The organism is Stenotrophomonas sp. LM091 (assembly GCF_001806305.1).
Classification (GTDB): domain Bacteria; phylum Pseudomonadota; class Gammaproteobacteria; order Xanthomonadales; family Xanthomonadaceae; genus Stenotrophomonas; species Stenotrophomonas bentonitica_A.
The window spans coordinates 696,590-714,057 of sequence record NZ_CP017483.1; the positions used below are offsets into that span (position 1 = coordinate 696,590).

Here is a 17,468-nt window from a genome sequence, read left to right on the forward strand (position 1 = left end):
TCATCCGACCCGTTCCCCCGATACAATGGCGGCCCATTCCGGTGCAAAGATCCCGCCCCTTGAACGCCCCTCCGTTGCTGGCCGCGCATGGCCTTGGCTTCAGTCGCAACGACGAACCCGTCTTCGGCCCGCTGGACCTGCACGTGGATGCCGGGGAAGCCCTGCTGGTGCAGGGCGACAACGGTGCCGGCAAGACCACCCTGCTGCGGGTGCTGGCCGGGCTGCTGCGCGCCGGCAGCGGCCAGGTGGAGATCGATGGCAAGCGCGCCGGGCACAAGGAGCGCGCCCACTATGTGGCCTATCTCAGCCACCTGCCCGCACTCAAGCCGGACCTGGACACGCTGGAGAACCTGCATTTCCTGTGCGGACTGCACGGCCGCCGCGCCCGCCAGATGCCCGGCAACGCGTTGGCGATCGTCGGCCTGGCCGGCTATGAAGACACCCTGGTGCGACAGCTCTCGGCCGGGCAGAAGCGCCGCCTGGCGCTGGCCCGCATCTGGCTCTCGCCCGCGCCGCTGTGGCTGCTCGATGAGCCCTACGCCAATCTCGACCTGGACGGCATCAACCTGGTGAACCGCATGATTTCCGCGCACCTGCGCAGTGGCGGCGCCGCCCTGGTCACCACCCACGGCGCCTACGCGGCCCCGCCGGTGCGCACGCGCCTGCTGACCCTGGGAGCGGCGGCATGATCGCGCCAGGCACCGAACCGGGTCTGTGGCAGACCGCACGGGCCCTGATTGCCCGCGACATGCGCCTGCTCTGGCGGCGCCGCGGCGATGCGCTGCAGCCCTTGCTGTTCGCACTGCTGGTGGTGGTGCTGTTCGCACTGGCGCTGGGCCGCGACCCGGAGGCGATGGCGCGCGTGGCCGCGGCGGTGATGTGGCTGGCGGTGCTGCTGGCCGGCCAGCTGGCGCTGGACTCGCTGTTCCGCAGCGATGCCGAAGATGGCTCGCTGGAGCAATGGCTGCTGGCCCCGGTTCCGCTGGCCTGGCTGGTCCTGGTGCGGGTGCTGGTGCACTGGGTCACCACCGCCCTGCCGTTGATCGTGATGTCGCCGCTGCTGGCGGAAATGCTGCATCTGCCGCATGACCAGCTGCCGATGTTGCTGGCATCGTTGCTGCTGGGAACGCCGTTGTTGAGCCTGATCGGCGGGGTGGTCGCCGCGCTGACGGTCGGCATCCGGCGCTCTGGTATTCTCGTGGCGCTGCTGGCCCTGCCGCTGTATGTGCCGGTGCTGGTGTTCGGCGCGGGCAGCGTGGCCGCGGTCGCCCGCGGCCAGGACCCGATCGGCGCCCTGCTGATGCTGGGCGCCGGGCTGGTGGTGGCGCTGGTGCTGGCCCCGCTGGCGACAGCCGCGGCGATCCGCATCTCGCTGAGTTGAGCGGTATGGCGTACTGTCGGTGGCGTGTGCTGTGTTGTGAGCGTCACCTGCCTCCGCGTCATCCGTTGCCGAGCCACTCCACGTCCGTTTCATCGCCGCCTTTCGTTGGATAGCCACTGCCGCATGCACCCGATCGTCCGCTGGTTCCACCAACTCGGTTCCCCGCCCACCTTCGACCGCTTTGCCGCGCGCTGGTCGCGGGTGTTCTACCTGGCGGCGGTACCGGTGCTGCTGGTCGGTATCTGGCAGGCGCTGGCCGTCGTGCCGGCCGATTCCAAGCAGCTGGACAGTTTCCGCATTCTTTACATCCACGTCCCCAGCGCGTGGATGAGCCTGTTCGTGTTCGCGCTGATGGCGCTGTACGCGGCGATCGCGCTGATCTGGCGGATCAAGACCTGCGAGGTACTGGCGATGGCCTGCGCCCCGCTCGGCGCCGGCTTCACCGTGATCACCCTGCTGACCGGCAGCATCTGGGGTAAGCCGACCTGGGGCACCTGGTGGGACTGGGACCCGCGCATGACCACCGAGCTGATCCTGCTGTTCCTGTACCTGGGCGTGATCGGCCTCTACCACGCCATCGAGGACCGTCGCAGCGCCGCGCGCGCGGCGGGCCTGCTGTCCATCGTCGGGGTGAGCCTGTTGCCGGTAATCCGCTATTCCGTGGAATGGTGGGGCAGCCTGCACCAGGGCCAGACCATCCGCCTGTTCGGCGAGTCCACGCTGGATGCCAGCATGGCGCTGCCACTGTGGCTGATGGTGATCGGCACCAAGCTGTGGTTCGCCGGCTCGCTGCTGGCCAAGGCCCGCGCCGACAACCTGCTGCGCGAGGCCGGCAAGGCCTGGGTCACCGCCGGCACCCGTGCACCGCTGGAGGACACCCGCCCATGACCCACCTGCCCTATGTGATCGCCGCCTATGCGGTGTTCGTGCTGGTACTGGGCAGCGATGCCATCGGTTCCTGGCTGCGCCTGCGCTGGGCGCGCCGCCTGGCCGCGCGCCGCCAGCAGCGCCAGCAGGCCCGCACGGCCGCCGGCAACGCACCGCCGCTCGCGCCGGAGCTGACCCGATGAATCCGGTCCGGCGTCGCCGCCTGCTCTGGGTGATGCTGCTGGTGCTGGCCTCCGGTCTGGCGACCGCGCTGGTGGCGATGGCCCTGCAACGCAATATCGCCTACCTCTACACACCCTCCGAAGTACTGCGCGGTGATGCCGGCGACCATGCCCGGTTCCGCCTGGGCGGCATGGTGGTCAAAGGCTCGCTGCAGCGCGCGCCCGGCTCGCTGGATGCGCACTTCGTGGTGACCGATGGCGATGCCACCCTGCCGGTGGTCACCTCGCGGATCCTGCCGGACCTGTTCGCCGAAGGCACCGCGGTGGTCGCCACCGGGCGCCTGCAGGACGGCCGCTTCGTCGCCGAAGAAGTGCTGGCCAAGCACGACGAAACCTACATGCCCAAGGAAGTAGCCGACAAAATGGGCCAGGCGCACACCAAGCACGATGTGCCCGTGCCGGCACCGGAGACGTACTGAGTGCTGCCGGAACTGGGGCAGATCCTGCTGGTCACCGCGCTGTTGATGGCCGTGCTGCAGACCGTGCTGCCGTTGTGGGGCGCCCATCGTGGCCGCGCCACGTGGATGGCGGTGGCGCGACCGGCGGCGTACGCCCAGCTGGCGCTGCTGCTGGGCGCGTTCGGCGTGCTGACAGCGGCCTTCGTCACCCAGGATTTCTCGGTGCGCTATGTGGCCGAGAATTCCAACTCGCTGCTGCCGCTGGCCTACCGTTACTCGGCGGTCTGGGGCGCGCATGAAGGCTCGCTGCTGCTGTGGGCGCTGGTGCTGGCGCTGTGGTGCGGCGCAGTTGCGCTGTGGTCCAAGCGGCTGCCGGCCGAGGTCTGCGCGCGCGTGCTCGGGGTGCTCGGCATCATCAGCATCGGCTTCCTCGCGTTCTTGATCTTCACCTCCAATCCCTTCGCGCGGCTCATTCCGGCGCCGCTGGAAGGACGTGACCTCAACCCGCTGCTGCAGGATCCCGGGCTGATCATCCACCCGCCGATGCTGTACATCGGCTACGTGGGTTTCTCGGTGCCGTTCGCATTCGCGATCGCCGCGCTGCTGGAAGGCCGCGTGGACGCGCGCTGGCTGCGCTGGACGCGGCCGTGGACCAACGTGGCCTGGGGCTTCCTGACCATCGGCATCGCACTTGGCAGCTGGTGGGCGTATTACGAACTGGGCTGGGGCGGCTGGTGGTTCTGGGATCCGGTCGAGAACGCCAGCTTCATGCCCTGGCTGGCCGGTGCGGCGCTGATCCACTCGCAGGCCGTCACTGAAAAGCGCGGCAGTTTCGCCAGCTGGACGCTGCTGCTGGCGATCGCTGCCTTCGCACTGTCGCTGCTCGGCACCTTCCTGGTGCGCTCGGGCGTGCTGACCAGCGTGCACTCGTTCGCCGCCGATCCCTCGCGCGGCACCTTCATCCTGATCTTCCTGGCGCTGGTGATCGGCGGCGCGCTGCTGCTGTACGCACTGCGTGCCGGTGCGCTGACCAGTGACGACCCGCGCCGCGGCTTCCTGCCGACCTCGCGCGAGACCCTGCTGCTGGCCAACAACCTGCTACTCGCCGCGGCCTGCGGCATGGTCCTGCTCGGCACGCTGTACCCGTTGCTGGCCGATGCCCTGGGTCTGGGCAAGGTGTCGGTGGGGCCGCCCTACTTCGGCACGCTGTTCGTGGTGTTGATGGCGCCGCTGGTGGCGCTGCTGCCGTTCGGGCCGCTGGTCAACTGGCAGCGCGACCAGGCCTCGCGCCGGTTGGCGATGCTCGCCCCGTGGGCCGGGCTGGCCGTGCTGCTCGGCGTGGTCGCCTACTTCATGGCGCCGCAGGGCGCGTTGAAGACCGCCGCTGGCGTGACCGGTGCGGCCTGGGTGGCGTTGGGTACCGGGCGCTTCGTCTGGACCCGCCTGCGCGGCAACGGGAAGTTCACCGCCGAAATGGTCGGCATGCTGCTTGCCCACGGTGGCGTGGCCGTGTTCCTGGCCGGCGCGCTGCTGGTGGAGGCCTTGAACGTGCAGCGCGAAGTCGCGCTGGCCCCGGGCCAGTCGCTCGTGGTGGGCACGTACGAGGTGCGTTTTGAAGGCGTGGACCACCAGCAGGGACCAAACTACGTGGCCGATCGCGGCCACCTGCGCGTGTTCCAGCATGACCGCCAGCTGGCCCTGCTGCATCCGGAAAAACGCCTGTACGCCAGTGGCGGGCAGGTGATGACCGAGGCCGGCATCCACGCCCGTCTCAACGGCGATGTTTACGTGGCACTCGGCGAGTCGCTGGGCAACAATGCATGGGCCGTGCGCGTGCACATCAAACCGTTCGTCCGCTGGATCTGGCTGGGCGCGCTGCTGATGGCGCTGGGTGGTTTCGTCACCGCTGCCGATCGTCGTTTCCGTCGTCCCTAGGAGTTTCCCGTGTCCGATCCCCGCCCCGCCTCCCGTCCGCTGCCGCCCGTGGCCATCGTCATCGGGGTGCTGTTCTTCTTCGGGCTGCTGGGGCTGATGATCTACGGGGTGATGAAATCCGGCGCACCGGATCGCGACGTGCTGCCCTCGGCGCTGATCGGCAAGCCGGCCCCGGCCTTCGAACTGCCGGTGTTGCACGATCCACAGATCAAGGTCAGCAGCACCGAGCTGCGCGGCGCCCCGTATGTGCTCAATGTCTGGGGCAGCTGGTGCGCGGCCTGCCGTGACGAACATCCGATCCTGACCCGATTCGCCGAAACCAAGCGCGTGCGCGTGATCGGCTACAACTGGAAGGACGAGCCGGCCGATGCGCTGCGCTGGCTGGAACAGCTGGGCAATCCGTTCGTGCTGGTGCTGAGCGACATCGAAGGCCGCACTGCGATCGACTGGGGCGTCACCGCCGCGCCCGAGACCTTCCTGGTCGACGCCAGCGGCGTGGTGCGCTGGAAGTACAGCGGCGCGCTCAGCCAGCGCGTGATCGATACCCAGCTGATCCCGGAACTGGAAAAGGTGGAGCGTGCCCATGCCGATGCCCAGCCGCAGCTGCCCGCTTCGCCGTAACCGCCTTGTCCGGCTGGCCAGCGTCGTGCTGATCGCGCTGACGCTGGCCGTGGCGTTGCCGGTGATGGCGCAGGCCGTCTCCGACCCGACCCCGTTGCAGTACCGCGATGCCGCCGAGGAAGCCCGTTTCCACGCGCTGGCTGCCGAGCTGCGCTGCGTGCAGTGCCAGAACCAGTCGCTGGCCGATTCCAATGCGCAGATCGCGCACGACCTGCGCCGGGAAGTGCTGATGCTGATGCAGCAGGGCAACAGCGATGCACAGATCAAGCAGTTCCTGGTCGACCGCTATGGCGAGTTCGTGCTGTACCGGCCGCCGATGGAGGCCCGCAATGCGCTGCTCTGGTTCGGCCCGCTGGCGGCATTGCTGATCGGTGCCGGCGTATTGATCTGGGTGGTGCGCCGTCGCAGCCGTGGAATCGAACCGATGGACAAGAGCGAGGAGCGCTGGTGAGTCTCTGGATGGCCCTGAGCGCTGCGGTCGTTGCCGCTGCCGTCGCTGCACTCGTGTTGCGGCCGCTGCGTGCAGGCGGCCAACGCGGCCCCTTCGTGATCGCGATGCTGGCCCTTGGGTTGGCCGGTGGCGCGCTGTACCTGCTGGTCGGCACGCCGGATGCCGCCGAGCGAACCGCGGCCAACGACGAGCCCGCCACGCTGGAAGATGGCGTCCAGGCGTTGGAGCAGGCGCTGGCGAAAGATCCGCAACGCGCCGATGGCTGGGCACTGCTCGGCCGCTCGCAGCTGGCGCTGGGCAAGCTGGACGAGGCCACGGCGGCGTTCGACCGGGCCGTGCGGCTCGCGCCGGACGACCCTGGCGTGCTGGTCGAAGCGGCCCAGGCACGGGCCCAGGCAGCGCCGGGCAAACAATTCGATGACCAGGCCCTGCAGTGGCTGCGCCACGCCAACGCGCTCGCGCCGGAGAGCGAACGCGCTGGCTGGCTGATCGGCATCGCCCTGCGCCAGCGCGGGCAGGACGCCGAGGCAGCGGCCGCCTGGGAAGCGCTGCTGCCACGGCTGGAGCCGGGCGCGGCGCGCGCGTTGCGCGAGCAGATCGCCATCGCGCGCGGCAATGCCGGTCTCCCGCCCCTGCCGGAGACGCCGGCCCCTGCGGCGGCCGGGAATCACGCACTCGCGGTACAGGTGCGGTTCGCGTCGGAAACCGCTCCGGATCCGGCGCTGGCCAACGCCACAGTGTTCGTGATCGCGCGCGCGCCCGACGGCCCGCCGATGCCGATCGCCGTGCAGAAACACCCGGCCAGCCGGTTGCCGCTGCTGGTTACGCTCGGCGATGGCGACAGCCCGATGCCGACCAGCACCCTATCGCAGGTGCAGGAGGTGGAGGTCTTCGCGCGGCTGTCGCGTTCGGGCCAGGCCAACCGCCAGCCGGACGATGTGGAAACCGCCCCGGTACGGGTGCGCCTGCCGCATGCCGGGCCGGTGCCACTGGTGTTTGATCGCCCTTGATCGCTGCGCGGCCGCGACGCAGCGTGCCGCCCACCACCACGGCGCCATCGCGGCGCCCGGCTAAACTGCGCGCATGACTGAATTCATTCCCCCCGGCACCCGCTACCACGCCCTGCCCTCGCCGTTCGCGTTCAAGCGCGGCGGTGAGCTGCGCGATGCCCACGTGGCTTACGAAACCTGGGGCACGCTTGACGCGGACGCCGGCAATGCGGTGTTGATCGTCACCGGGCTCTCCCCCGATGCGCATGCGGCGGCCAACGCCGACAACCCGGCCGCCGGCTGGTGGGAGGCGATGGTCGGCCCTGGCAAGCCGATCGATACGGATCGCTGGTTCGTGATCTGCGTGAACTCACTGGGCAGCTGCAAGGGATCGACCGGCCCGGCCAGCATCGACCCGGCCACCGGTGAGCTGTATGGCCTGCGTTTTCCCGAGCTGTCGATCGAAGATGGGGCGCGTGCGGCGGTAGAGGTGGTGCGCGCATTGGGCGTGACCGAACTGGCCTGCGTGATCGGCAACTCGATGGGCGGGATGACCGCGCTGGCGCTGCTGTTGCTGCATCCGGGCATCGCACGCAGCCATATCAACATTTCCGGCAGTGCCCAGGCACTGCCGTTCTCGATCGCGATCCGCTCGCTGCAGCGCGAAGCGATCCGGCTCGATCCGCAGTGGAATGGCGGTCGTTATACGGATCAGGCCTATCCGGAATCAGGCATGCGCATGGCGCGCAAGCTCGGCGTGATCACGTACCGGTCCGCCCTGGAATGGGACGGCCGCTTCGGCCGCGTGCGCCTGGATTCGGATCAGGCCGATGACGATCCGTTCGGCCTGGAGTTCCAGGTCGAAAGCTATCTGGAGGGACACGCACGCCGTTTCGTGCGCTTCTTCGATCCCAACTGCTATCTGTACCTGAGCCGCTCGATGGACTGGTTCGACCTGGCCGAATACGCCGACGGCGACGTGATGGCCGGGCTGGCGAAGATCCAGGTGGACAAGGCGCTGGCGATCGGCGCCAACACCGACATCCTGTTTCCGGTACAGCAGCAACAGCAGATCGCCGATGGCCTGCGCGCCGGTGGTGCCGACGCACAGTTCATCGGGCTGGATTCGCCGCAGGGCCACGATGCGTTCCTGGTGGACTTCGCACGGTTCGGGCCGGCGGTCAGCGGGTTCCTGTCCTCACTCTGAGTTGGACCATGCGCCTTCAAGGAAAGATCAGCGAGTGGAACGACGCGCGCGGCTTCGGCTTCGTGCAGCCCAATGGCGGCGGCGAGCGGTGCTTCGTGCATATCCGCGCGTTCGCCGCACGTGATCGACGCCCGGTGTTGGGCGATGTGATCACCTATGACGTGCAGACCGATGCACAGGGGCGCCGTAATGCCGCCGCGATACGGTTTGCGCTGGGCCGCGATGGTCGCCGCCCTGCTGCACGCGCAGCGGCGCGGGGTGCGGGGCCGGATCGATTGCCACGTACGGCCATTGCGCTGGTGTTCCTCGCAGGCCTCGTTGCTGTGGCGCTGTGGAAGCACTGGCCGATGTGGGTGCCGGGCATCTACCTTGTCCTGAGCGTGGTCACGTTTGCGTGGTACTGGCATGACAAATCCGCCGCCCAGAATGATCGCCAGCGCACACCGGAAAGCACGCTGCAGGGGCTGGCCCTCCTGGGCGGCTGGCCGGGGGCATTGATGGCGCAGGCCCTGCTGCGCCACAAGAACCGCAAAGCGTCCTTCCAGCGGGTGTTCTGGGTAGCGATGGTGATCAACGTCGCAGGCTTGGGATGGCTGATCCGCGACGGCAGGTTCCTCGGGTAGATCCACCTCAAGCGTGGATGACGTTCCACGCTGTGTGCAGATCGCCTTCGCTGCTACCCTTCCAACCGCCCGTCCCGCAAACGATAACTACGATGCACGATGCCGTCCGGCAGTTCGTCGTGGGTGATCATCAACAGGCTACGGTTGCCCAGCGCCGCGACCATGTCGTGCAACAACGCATGCGCGGTATCCACGTCCAGGCCTTCGGTCGGTTCGTCCAGCAGCAGGATCGGCGCGTCGCGCAGCAGCGCACGTGCCAGCGCCAGGCGCCGCGCCTGCCCGGCCGACATGGTCGCGCCGTTCTCGCCCACCCAGGCCGAGAGCCCGCCGATCTGTTCGGCCCACCTCTGCAGTCTTACCTCTGCCAACACCTGCCACAGGCGCGCGTCGCTGGCCGCTGCATCGCCCAGCCGCAGGTTGTCCGCCACCGTGCCGGCGAACACCGGCGCATTCTGCGGCAGCCAGGCGATCTGGCGGTGCCACTCGGCCTGCGCGAATCCGCGGATATCGGCATCGCCGTAACGCACGCTGCCCGCCTCGGGATCCCATAGCCGCAGCAACAACGAGGACAGCGTGGTCTTGCCACTACCGCTGTCACCGCGGATCGCGATCCGTTCGCCGGGCGCGAGCTGCAGCTGCACCTGGTCCAGCAGCACCCTCGCCTGGCCGGGCCAGCGGAACACCACCTGATCAAACCGCAGCGTGGCCGGCACCGCGGGCACGGCCACCGGCGCCTGCGCCTCGACCACGCCCGGCGCCTGATCCACGATGGCCTCCAGCCGCACCGCGGCGACGCGGCCGGACAACCACGATTGCCAGGCCAGACCGATGCCGGCCCACAGCTCCAGCAGTGCGACGGTGAGGAACACCAGTGCGGCCGCCAACGCGGCATCCACACTGCCGCGCTCGAAGGCCTGCAGGGCCAGCCACAGCATCGCCACCAGCCCCCCGCGCCGCACAGGCCATGCAGCGCGTTGCCGCTGATCAGGCGCCAGCGACGGCGCTTGTCACGTGACTTCAGCTGCTTGGACGCGACCAGCACGCGCTGATTCCAATGCTCGCGCGCCTGCAGCGCGGCGAGGTCGGCCGCGCCTTCCAGGCCTTCGAACGACTGCGTGCGCAGCTGCGCGCGGTGCAGCGCGCGGTCACGCTCCTGGTCCGCGGCGCCCCGCACGGTCAACCACGGCACGCCGACGCCGATCAGCAAGGCGAGCAGCGCCAGCAGGCCGGCCGCCGGCGGATAGATGATGCCGGCCGAGACCACCGCGACCAGCGAGATGCCACCGAGCGCCAGCAGCGGGCCGATCGCGCGCACCAGCAGGCCGTCGACCTCGCCGATATCGGACATCAGCCGCGCCAGCAGTTCACCGGTGCGCACCCCTGCCAGGCGGGCCGGCGCCAGCGGCAGCGCGCGACGGAAGAACCACACGCGCAGGTCGCGGGCGATGCGCAAGGTGACATCGTGGCCCACCAGCTTTTCGAAGTAGCGCGACACGATCCGCGCCATGGTCAGCCCGCGGATGCCCGCCGAGGGCGAGAAGAAGTTGAAGCCATTGCCGAGCCCGGCGGCCCCGGCCAAGGCGGCGGCGGTCAGGAACCCGCCGGACAGCCCGAGCAACGCGGTACCGGCCAGCATCGTGGTCCACAGCAGCAGCACGGTCAGCAGCAGCCGGCCGCGGTGCCGGGAGAACACCCCCTTCAGCGAATCGATCCGGACAGCCTTCATGGCGACACCTCCGAGGCCAGGCGTGCACCGCCGGCGGTCAATGTCAGGCGGGTGTCGGCCCACCGCATGGCGGTTTCGCTGTGGGTGGCGATCACCACGCTGCGCCCACGCGCGAAGGCAGCCAGGGTGCGCAGCAGATCGGCTTCGGTCTCCGGATCGAGGAAGGCGGTCGGCTCGTCAAGCAGCAGCAGGTGTGGGTCGCGCAGCAACAGCCGCGCCAGGCCGATCCGGCGCGCCTCGCCGCCGGACAAGCCGAAGCCGCGTTCGCCGATCACCGTGTCCAGCCCCAGCGGCAACGCGGCGGCGAAGCGCATCACCTGTGCCGCCTCGGCCACGGCGCGCAGGTGCGCATCGGTCGCGCCCGGTGCGGCCAGGCGCAGATTGTCGGCGATCGTGCCGTGGAACAGATAGGGGCGCTGCCCGGCATAGCCCACTTCCAGCCCGGGGCGCAGCACGATGCTGCCCTCGCGCGGTGGCAGCCACCCGGCCAGCGCTTCCAGCAGCGTGCTCTTGCCGCTGCCACTGGGCCCGACCAGCGCCACGCGTTGCCCCGGTTCGATCTGGAACGAAAGGTGCTGCACCACATCGTGGTGCGCACCGAGCGGGCGCAGGCTCACGTCGCGTACGACCACCGGGGGCGCGTGCTGTTCCAACAGCTCCGGCGCGCGCGCGGTGGCGGGCGGTGCGTCATCGACAACGGCTGCGGCAGGCAGCTCGCCAAGCAGGCGCTCCACTTCCGCCGCGGCGGCGAGCGCATTGGCGCGGTCGTGATAGTGCGCGGCCAATCGCCGCAGCGGTGCGTAGAACTCCGGTGCCAGCAGCAGGCAGAACATGCCCACGCCCAGGGTCGGCACCTGCGCATGCAGCGACATCAGGCCCAGGTAGCTCAGGCCAAGGTAAAGCGCGACCATCGCGACGCTCACCGAGGCGAAGAACTCCAGCACCGTCGAAGAGAGGAAAGCGATCCGCAGCACTTTCAGGGTGCGCTCGCGCACCCCTTCGGCCGCGCTGGCCACACCGTCCAGCTCGGCCTCGCCGCGCCCGTACAGGCGCAGCAGGCCGAGGCCCTTGATGCGATCGGCGAAGTGGCCGCTCATCCGCGCCAGTTCGCCCAACTGCGCGCGCCCGGCCGCTTCAGCGCCCCAGCCGACCAGCATCATGAAGAACGGCACCAGCGGCGCGGTGAACAGCAGGATCAGCGCGATCACCCAATCGGTCCAGGCCACCGCGATGGCGATCAGCAGCGGCACCACCACCACTTCGATGCGGACCGGCTGATAGCCCGCGTAATAATTCTCGATCGCATCGGCATGGGCCAGCATCAGTTCGCCGAGCTCACCGGTGCGCTGCTGGCGCAGCCACAGCGGACCGTGGCCGAGCAGCCGCTGGTAGACCCGTTCACGCAGGGCCAGCCGCGCGGCATCGGCGACGTCCCCGGCGGCCGCCTGGGTCACGCTGCCCAGCAGGGTGCGGATGCCAAGCACCGCCAGCAGCCCCAGCAGGACCGGGGTGGCCTCGGCCAGCGGGCGGTGATCGACCAGCACGGCCTGGATCAGCCACGCAATGGCGGCCGCCTGGCCGATCAGCAGCGCGCCGGACAGGCAGATGCAGATCGCCGCCAGGCGTTGCTTGCCGCGCGCGGCGGCGGCCAGCCCGCCCAGCCAGTGCAGGCGCTGCCGGCGCAGGGCGGTTGTCTCAACAATCGACGCGTCGGGGGGTATGCTCAAAACAAGTCACTGGCGGCCACAGGGAGGTTCCGTCGATTGTAGTAGGTGCTGGCCCCGCCCCCGTGCGGCCAGCGGTCGCAGGGGCGGGATGGCATACGATCCCCGTGCGAGTGCGTTTGTACATTGATCTGAATCAAGGCTGTTTGAAGTTGCTGGTCACAGAATTCACCCCGTAGACCCCCTTCCCGCCACCTGAAACGGCAAAACCCAACGAGGTAGCCAGGCCATGATTGATCAGACAGTCGTAGAACTGTCGCGGCTGCAATTCGCTCTGACCGCGATGTACCACTTCCTTTTCGTTCCCCTCACGCTTGGCCTGTCGTTCATGGTGGCCATCATGGAGAGCGTCTACGTCATGACCCGCAAACAGGTCTGGCGCCAGATGACGCTGTTCTGGGGCACGTTGTTCGGCATCAACTTCGCCATCGGCGTCGCCACCGGCATCGTGATGGAGTTCCAGTTCGGCATGAACTGGTCGTACTACAGCCATTACGTCGGCGACATCTTCGGCGCACCGCTGGCGATCGAAGGCCTGATGGCATTCTTCCTGGAAGCGACCTTCATCGGTCTGTTCTTCTTCGGCTGGAAGCGCCTGAGCCCGGTCAAGCACCTCACCGTGACCTGGCTGATGGCCTTGGGCACCAACCTCTCGGCGGTGTGGATCCTGATCGCCAACGGCTGGATGCAGAACCCGACCGGCGCGATCTTCAATCCGGAAACGATGCGCATGGAGGTGGTCGACTTCGCCGCCGTGCTGTTCAACCCGGTGGCACAGGCCAAGTTCGTGCATACGGTCAGCGCCGGCTACGTGACCGGCGCGGTGTTCGTGATGTCGATCAGCGCCCTGTTCCTGCTGCGCAACAAGCACAAGGACATGGCCCGTCGCTCCTTCGCGGTGGCGGCGGCCTTCGGCCTGCTCTCCTCGCTGTCGGTGGTGGTGCTGGGTGATGAAAGCGGCTATGCCGCCAGCGAACACCAGAAGATGAAGCTGGCCGCGATCGAAGCGATGTGGGAAACCGAGCGTGCCCCGGCCGACTTCACCGCCTTCGGCATTCCGAACCAGACTACCCAGCAGAACGATTACGCGATCAAGATCCCCTACCTGATGGGCCTGATCGCCACCCGTTCGCTGAACCAGCCGATCCCGGGCATCCTGGAGCTGGTGGAACGTGCCGAGCACCGCGTGCGGGGTGGCCAGCTGGCCTACGGCGCGCTGGAACGCGTGCGCAAGGACAAGAACGACGCCGAAGCGCGTGAGATGTTCGACCGTCATTGGCAGGATCTGGGCCACGGCCTGCTGCTCAAGCGCTACCGCGAGGACATCCTCAACGCCACCCCGGAAGAAATCTCCAAGGCCGCGATGGACACCGTGCCGCGGGTCGCCCCGCTGTTCTGGACCTTCCGCATCATGGCCGGGCTGGGCTTCTATCTGATCGCCTTCTTCGCGCTGGCCTTCTACTACTCGTGCCGCCACAACTTCCAGGACAAGCGCTGGTTCCTCAAGCTCGCGCTGTGGTCGCTGCCGGCACCGTGGATCGCGATCGAATGCGGTTGGTTCGTGGCCGAGTACGGCCGCCAGCCGTGGGCGGTGGACGGCGTGCTGCCGACCTTCTACGCCGCCTCGGGCCTGGCCCTGCATGAAATCCTGACCACGTTGGCGGTGTTCACCGGGCTGTACACGGTGCTGCTGGTCATCGAAGTCAAGCTGATGCTCAAGGCGATCCGCAAGGGCCCGGACGACATCCTGCCGTCGCTGCAGGCTGCAGCCACGTCCCTTTCCCCCAATGCCGCTGCGCCGACCCACGGTCGGGCGTAAGGCAGGAGAACCCAGATGGAATTCATTGGACTCGATTACACCACGCTCCGCGTGATCTGGTGGCTGCTGCTCGGCATCCTGCTGATCGCCTGGGCGGTGATGGACGGTTTCGACCTCGGCGTGGGCACATTGCTGCCGTTCGTGGCCCGGACCGATGACGAACGCCGGCTGGTGATCAACACCGTCGGCCCGGTGTGGGAAGGCAACCAGGTGTGGCTGGTGCTCGGTGGCGGTGCGATCTTCGCCGCCTGGCCGCCGCTGTACGCGGTCAGTTTCTCCGGCTTCTACCTGGCGGTGTTCCTGATGCTGTTCGGGCTGATCCTGCGCCCGGTCGCCTTCAAGTACCGCAGCAAGATGCCCAGCAAGCGCTGGCGTGAGAACTGGGACCGTGCGCTGTTCGTCGGCGGGCTACTGCCGGCACTGATCGCCGGCGTGGCGGTGGGCAATGTGCTGGTCGGCGTGCCGTTCCACTTCGATGACAGCATGCGCATCTTCTACACCGGCACCCTGATCGGCCTGCTCAACCCGTTCGCCCTGGTGGCCGGCCTGGTCAGCGTGGCCATGGTGGTCTCACACGGTGCGGCGATGCTGGTGCTCAAGACCGACGGCCCGGTGGCCGAGCGCTCGGCCCGCTATGGCAGCGTCGCGGCGGTGCTGACCTTCGTGCTGTTCGCCCTGGCCGGCGTCTGGGTGGCCTTCGGCCTGCCGGGCTACCAGATCACCTCGCAGGTGGTCACCGATGGCCCGACCAACCCGCTGCTCAAGACCGCTGCCGTCGGCGCAGTGGCCGGTGGCTGGCTGCGCAACTACCAGAGCATGCCGCTGACCCTGCTGGCCCCGATCCTCGGGCTGGTGGGTGCGCTGGCCAGCGCGGTGCTGCTGCGGGCCCGCCGTGGCGGCCTGGCCTTCCTGGCCTCGGGGGCCTCGATCACCGGCATCATCCTGACCGTCGGCTTTGCGATCTTCCCGTTCCTGCTGCCCTCCTCCAGCCAGCCGGGCTCCAGCCTGACCGTCTGGGACAGCTCCTCCAGCCACCTGACCCTGGGGATCATGCTCATCGCCACGGCCATCTTCCTGCCGATCATCATCGCCTACACCTCCTGGGTCTACCGCGTGATGAAGGGCAAGACCACGGCCGAAGACATGAGCGACAACCCCAACGCTTACTGATGCGCCCCACGGCGCCATAGGAGACTTACCATGTGGTACTTCGCTTGGATTCTGGGTGCAGGGCTGGCCTCGGTCGTGGCCATTCTCAACGGCATGTGGTTCGAAGCCCGCGAGCAGAGCCGTACGGATCACGAAGAAGGCTAAAAAAAGGTTGCCGATCGGGTCTTCACACCGTATCCTTGTCGGCTCCTTCGGGGTGTAGCTCAGTCTGGTAGAGCGCTACGTTCGGGACGTAGAGGTCGCAGGTTCGAATCCTGTCTCCCCGACCACTTCGGTGGTCGTATTGAAGCCTGGGAACACGTTTCCAGGCTTCTTTATCAAGGGCCGTGGCAACACGGCACCGAAGGTGAAAAACGCGATCCCCCCTTGCCGCCGACCGGCGGGATCGATACAATAGGCGGCTCCTTACGGGGTGTAGCTCAGTCTGGTAGAGCGCTACGTTCGGGACGTAGAGGTCGCAGGTTCGAATCCTGTCTCCCCGACCATCTGATGGTCACAATCAAGCCTGGAAGACATCACTGTCCTCCGGGTTTTTTTGTGTCTGGGGATTGGCACGCCGGGTAGCGGCTGCGGATTTCCCCTTCGCAGCTGCCGGTGTAGCGGTAGCCTTGCCCGAGCATGCAGCGCTGCAGGTCATCGAACGTGCGGCCCAGGGCCTGCTGGATCGCCGCCGCGTTCGAACCCTCCGGCGTGGAGACGTGGTAACCGCCATTGGCGGCGCCGCCGCACCCCAGCCAATCGGCATTGCGGGTCGCGCCGTCATTCCCAACCTTCTCCCAGGTGTCCCGTGGCGGCACGAGGGCGCGGCCGACCGATGGATCGCCATTCATCCACATGCCGCCCATGCCGCAGGCGCTGAGGCTGAAGGCCAGGCACAGGGCAGCGACGCCGCGTGGGTGCCGCTCAATCACACACACCCCGCAGATACGCTTCCGCCCGCGATGCGGGTGACGCGGCCGAGGGTTCGGGCGGCACCGCGCGGAACGTGATGCCCGACTGCTCGGCCGCACTCTGCAGCCCCTGCATCTTCGGCGACTTGCCTACGACTGTCAGGGTCAGGTGCGAAAGGCGCTGCTGTTTGAAGGTATCAAGTGCCGACTGCACTGCCTTGCGCGTGACATCTTCGCTCTCACCGGCGACAACCAGGCGGGTCATCGGTGGTTCGGCGCCGCGGGCCATGAGGGCCTTCAGTTGATCCATCCAAGCGGCCTTGCCCACCACCGATCCCATCATCAGGTTGGCCACGCGGTTGCCCGCCGAGGGAACATCGATGTAGAACGCCGCACATTGCTCTGATGGCACTGACTGCGGCGATTGAGGTACCTCCGCCGGGTCGGCGAACGCTGCGCCCGCGATGCCGAGAAGGCCCAGATACAGCGCAACGCGGGCATACGTTCCAGGCAGTGGAAGAAAGGGTGACGGCATGTTCTCTGGCTCCCAAGCAGGGTGGTGATCATTGCATCGACATCACGGACGCCCGTGCGGCTCAGCGCGCCGGCAACGCATCGTCCGCGCGCTGGCACGCGGGGAACCTGCTGGGAATCTCTCCCTGGCAGGTACCGGTGTAGTGATACTCCTTACCCATCATGCAGCGTTGAATCTGGTCGAATTTCTCACCGGAGCGCGCCGCCGTTTCGGTACCTGTAGTGCCTGAGACCACGGCGTAGCTCCCCTTTTCCGTGCCGCCGCAGGACACCCAGTCGAGCTGACGCGCTTGAGGTGCTCTCGACGGGTGCTGCCAGTTCTCCATCAAGGAGGGCGGGTTGGCCAACCGCTGATACGCCGCTTTGTTGCAGTAGACCATCGGTGTCTGCGGGCCACAGATATGACCGTTGCCGATCATGCAACCGGAGAGAAGCGCCACGGCCAGCGCCGCAGCAGCGATTCTCATCGGCCTCATCGCGTTCAACGCGGCGAGGACTGGCAGGCCGGATAGCGGCTCGGGATGTCACCTTCGCAGGTGCCGGTGTAACGGTAGCCTTTGCCCAGCATGCAGCGTTGTGCCGCATAGAGCTTGTCACGGGAAAGATCCGCCGTTTCCTTGCCCGTAGCACCTTGCCGGTCTGGCGAGATGTTCCCACTGCGCTGGCCACCGCAGGCCTGCCAGTCCGTGTCACGCGCCGAGGCGCCGGCGCCCGGCTTGCTCCAGTCATGGCCCGGCGGAACCAGGTGCGAGGTCGCATTGGGATTGCCATTCATCCACATGCCGCCGATACCACAGGCGGTCAGACCCGTGGCCAGGCACACCCCGAACACGACGCGAAAAACATGCTTGCCTTTCATTACCACCTCCTGAGAATCGTCCATGAACAGCC

At 67.8% G+C, this 17,468-nt stretch carries 19 protein-coding genes, 2 tRNA genes and 1 pseudogene; 16 read left to right on the forward strand and 6 right to left on the reverse strand.

Annotated elements, in window-relative coordinates:
• Positions 1-59 precede the first annotated feature (59 nt).
• The 11 genes from ccmA to BIZ42_RS03145 all read left to right on the forward strand — a co-directional run bounded on the left by ccmA (position 60) and on the right by BIZ42_RS03145 (position 8,714).
• Positions 60-689, forward strand: a complete 630-nt coding sequence (gene ccmA / locus BIZ42_RS03095; RefSeq protein ID WP_070425518.1) for a heme ABC exporter ATP-binding protein CcmA — start codon at positions 60-62, stop codon at positions 687-689.
• Complete coding sequence (ccmB, locus tag BIZ42_RS03100; protein WP_019182867.1) at positions 686-1,381, forward strand: heme exporter protein CcmB; 696 nt, start codon at positions 686-688, stop codon at positions 1,379-1,381. The genes ccmA and ccmB overlap by 4 nt, the downstream gene beginning before the upstream one ends.
• 123 nt (positions 1,382-1,504) lie before the next feature.
• Positions 1,505-2,269, forward strand: a complete 765-nt coding sequence (gene ccmC / locus BIZ42_RS03105; protein WP_070425519.1) for a heme ABC transporter permease CcmC — start codon at positions 1,505-1,507, stop codon at positions 2,267-2,269.
• Positions 2,266-2,451: a heme exporter protein CcmD gene (gene ccmD, locus BIZ42_RS03110; protein WP_070425520.1), complete on the forward strand. Its 186-nt coding sequence runs from the start codon at positions 2,266-2,268 to the stop codon at positions 2,449-2,451. The genes ccmC and ccmD overlap by 4 nt, the downstream gene beginning before the upstream one ends.
• Positions 2,448-2,909, forward strand: coding sequence for a cytochrome c maturation protein CcmE (gene ccmE, locus BIZ42_RS03115; protein ID WP_019182864.1), 462 nt, complete (start codon positions 2,448-2,450; stop codon positions 2,907-2,909). Before ccmD ends, ccmE begins: the two co-directional genes overlap by 4 nt.
• The gene (locus tag BIZ42_RS03120; protein WP_070425521.1) at positions 2,910-4,823 is read left to right on the forward strand and encodes a heme lyase CcmF/NrfE family subunit; all 1,914 of its coding nucleotides are present in this window, start codon (positions 2,910-2,912) and stop codon (positions 4,821-4,823) included.
• Positions 4,824-4,832: 9 nt separating this feature from the next.
• A complete protein-coding gene (locus BIZ42_RS03125) occupies positions 4,833-5,444 on the forward strand; it encodes a DsbE family thiol:disulfide interchange protein (protein ID WP_070425522.1) in 612 nt (203 codons plus the stop codon).
• Between the two features lie 64 nt (positions 5,445-5,508).
• Positions 5,509-5,895, forward strand: coding sequence for a cytochrome c-type biogenesis protein (locus BIZ42_RS03130; RefSeq protein WP_070427428.1), 387 nt, complete (start codon positions 5,509-5,511; stop codon positions 5,893-5,895).
• Complete coding sequence (locus BIZ42_RS03135) at positions 5,889-6,905, forward strand: tetratricopeptide repeat protein (protein ID WP_070427429.1); 1,017 nt, start codon at positions 5,889-5,891, stop codon at positions 6,903-6,905. Before BIZ42_RS03130 ends, BIZ42_RS03135 begins: the two co-directional genes overlap by 7 nt.
• A 73-nt stretch (positions 6,906-6,978) precedes the next feature.
• Positions 6,979-8,091 (forward strand): homoserine O-acetyltransferase, encoded by a 1,113-nt coding sequence (locus tag BIZ42_RS03140; protein WP_070425523.1) that lies wholly within the window; start codon positions 6,979-6,981, stop codon positions 8,089-8,091.
• An 8-nt stretch (positions 8,092-8,099) separates the two neighbouring features.
• Positions 8,100-8,714 (forward strand): cold shock and DUF1294 domain-containing protein, encoded by a 615-nt coding sequence (locus BIZ42_RS03145; protein ID WP_070425524.1) that lies wholly within the window; start codon positions 8,100-8,102, stop codon positions 8,712-8,714.
• A gap of 53 nt (positions 8,715-8,767) precedes the next feature.
• Here the strand turns inward: BIZ42_RS03145 and cydC are convergent.
• Positions 8,768-10,440, reverse strand: a pseudogene (cydC, locus tag BIZ42_RS03150) (thiol reductant ABC exporter subunit CydC).
• The gene (gene cydD, locus BIZ42_RS03155) at positions 10,437-12,167 is read right to left on the reverse strand and encodes a thiol reductant ABC exporter subunit CydD (RefSeq protein ID WP_070425525.1); all 1,731 of its coding nucleotides are present in this window, start codon (positions 12,165-12,167) and stop codon (positions 10,437-10,439) included. Before cydD ends, cydC begins: the two are co-directional and overlap by 4 nt.
• Before the next feature lie 226 nt (positions 12,168-12,393).
• On the opposite strand from cydD, the gene BIZ42_RS03160 reads away from it, so the two are divergent.
• The 5 genes from BIZ42_RS03160 (at position 12,394) to BIZ42_RS03180 (ending at position 15,638) form a co-directional block, all read left to right on the forward strand.
• A complete protein-coding gene (locus BIZ42_RS03160) occupies positions 12,394-13,983 on the forward strand; it encodes a cytochrome ubiquinol oxidase subunit I (RefSeq protein ID WP_019182854.1) in 1,590 nt (529 codons plus the stop codon).
• A gap of 15 nt (positions 13,984-13,998) precedes the next feature.
• A complete protein-coding gene (gene cydB / locus BIZ42_RS03165) occupies positions 13,999-15,153 on the forward strand; it encodes a cytochrome d ubiquinol oxidase subunit II (protein WP_070425526.1) in 1,155 nt (384 codons plus the stop codon).
• Positions 15,154-15,183: 30 nt separating this feature from the next.
• Positions 15,184-15,297: a cytochrome bd-I oxidase subunit CydX gene (cydX, locus tag BIZ42_RS03170; RefSeq protein ID WP_019182852.1), complete on the forward strand. Its 114-nt coding sequence runs from the start codon at positions 15,184-15,186 to the stop codon at positions 15,295-15,297.
• Positions 15,298-15,345: 48 nt separating this feature from the next.
• Positions 15,346-15,422 (forward strand) — tRNA-Pro (locus BIZ42_RS03175).
• Between the two features lie 139 nt (positions 15,423-15,561).
• Positions 15,562-15,638: transfer RNA gene (locus BIZ42_RS03180), tRNA-Pro, on the forward strand.
• A gap of 30 nt (positions 15,639-15,668) precedes the next feature.
• On the opposite strand, the gene BIZ42_RS03185 is transcribed toward BIZ42_RS03180, so the two are convergent.
• The 4 genes from BIZ42_RS03185 to BIZ42_RS03200 form a co-directional block, all read right to left on the reverse strand.
• On the reverse strand, positions 15,669-15,989 hold the full coding sequence (locus tag BIZ42_RS03185; protein ID WP_172838029.1) for a hypothetical protein: 321 nt from the start codon (positions 15,987-15,989) through the stop codon (positions 15,669-15,671).
• A 67-nt stretch (positions 15,990-16,056) separates the two neighbouring features.
• The gene (locus BIZ42_RS03190) at positions 16,057-16,578 is read right to left on the reverse strand and encodes a hypothetical protein (RefSeq protein WP_156785679.1); all 522 of its coding nucleotides are present in this window, start codon (positions 16,576-16,578) and stop codon (positions 16,057-16,059) included.
• Between the two features lie 61 nt (positions 16,579-16,639).
• Positions 16,640-17,044 carry a hypothetical protein gene (locus tag BIZ42_RS03195; protein WP_156785680.1) on the reverse strand — a complete coding sequence of 135 codons (405 nt, stop codon included), beginning with the start codon at positions 17,042-17,044 and terminating at the stop codon, positions 16,640-16,642.
• 14 nt (positions 17,045-17,058) lie between these two features.
• Positions 17,059-17,460, reverse strand: a complete 402-nt coding sequence (locus BIZ42_RS03200; RefSeq protein WP_216636705.1) for a hypothetical protein — start codon at positions 17,458-17,460, stop codon at positions 17,059-17,061.
• Between the last annotated feature and the right edge of the window lie 8 nt (positions 17,461-17,468).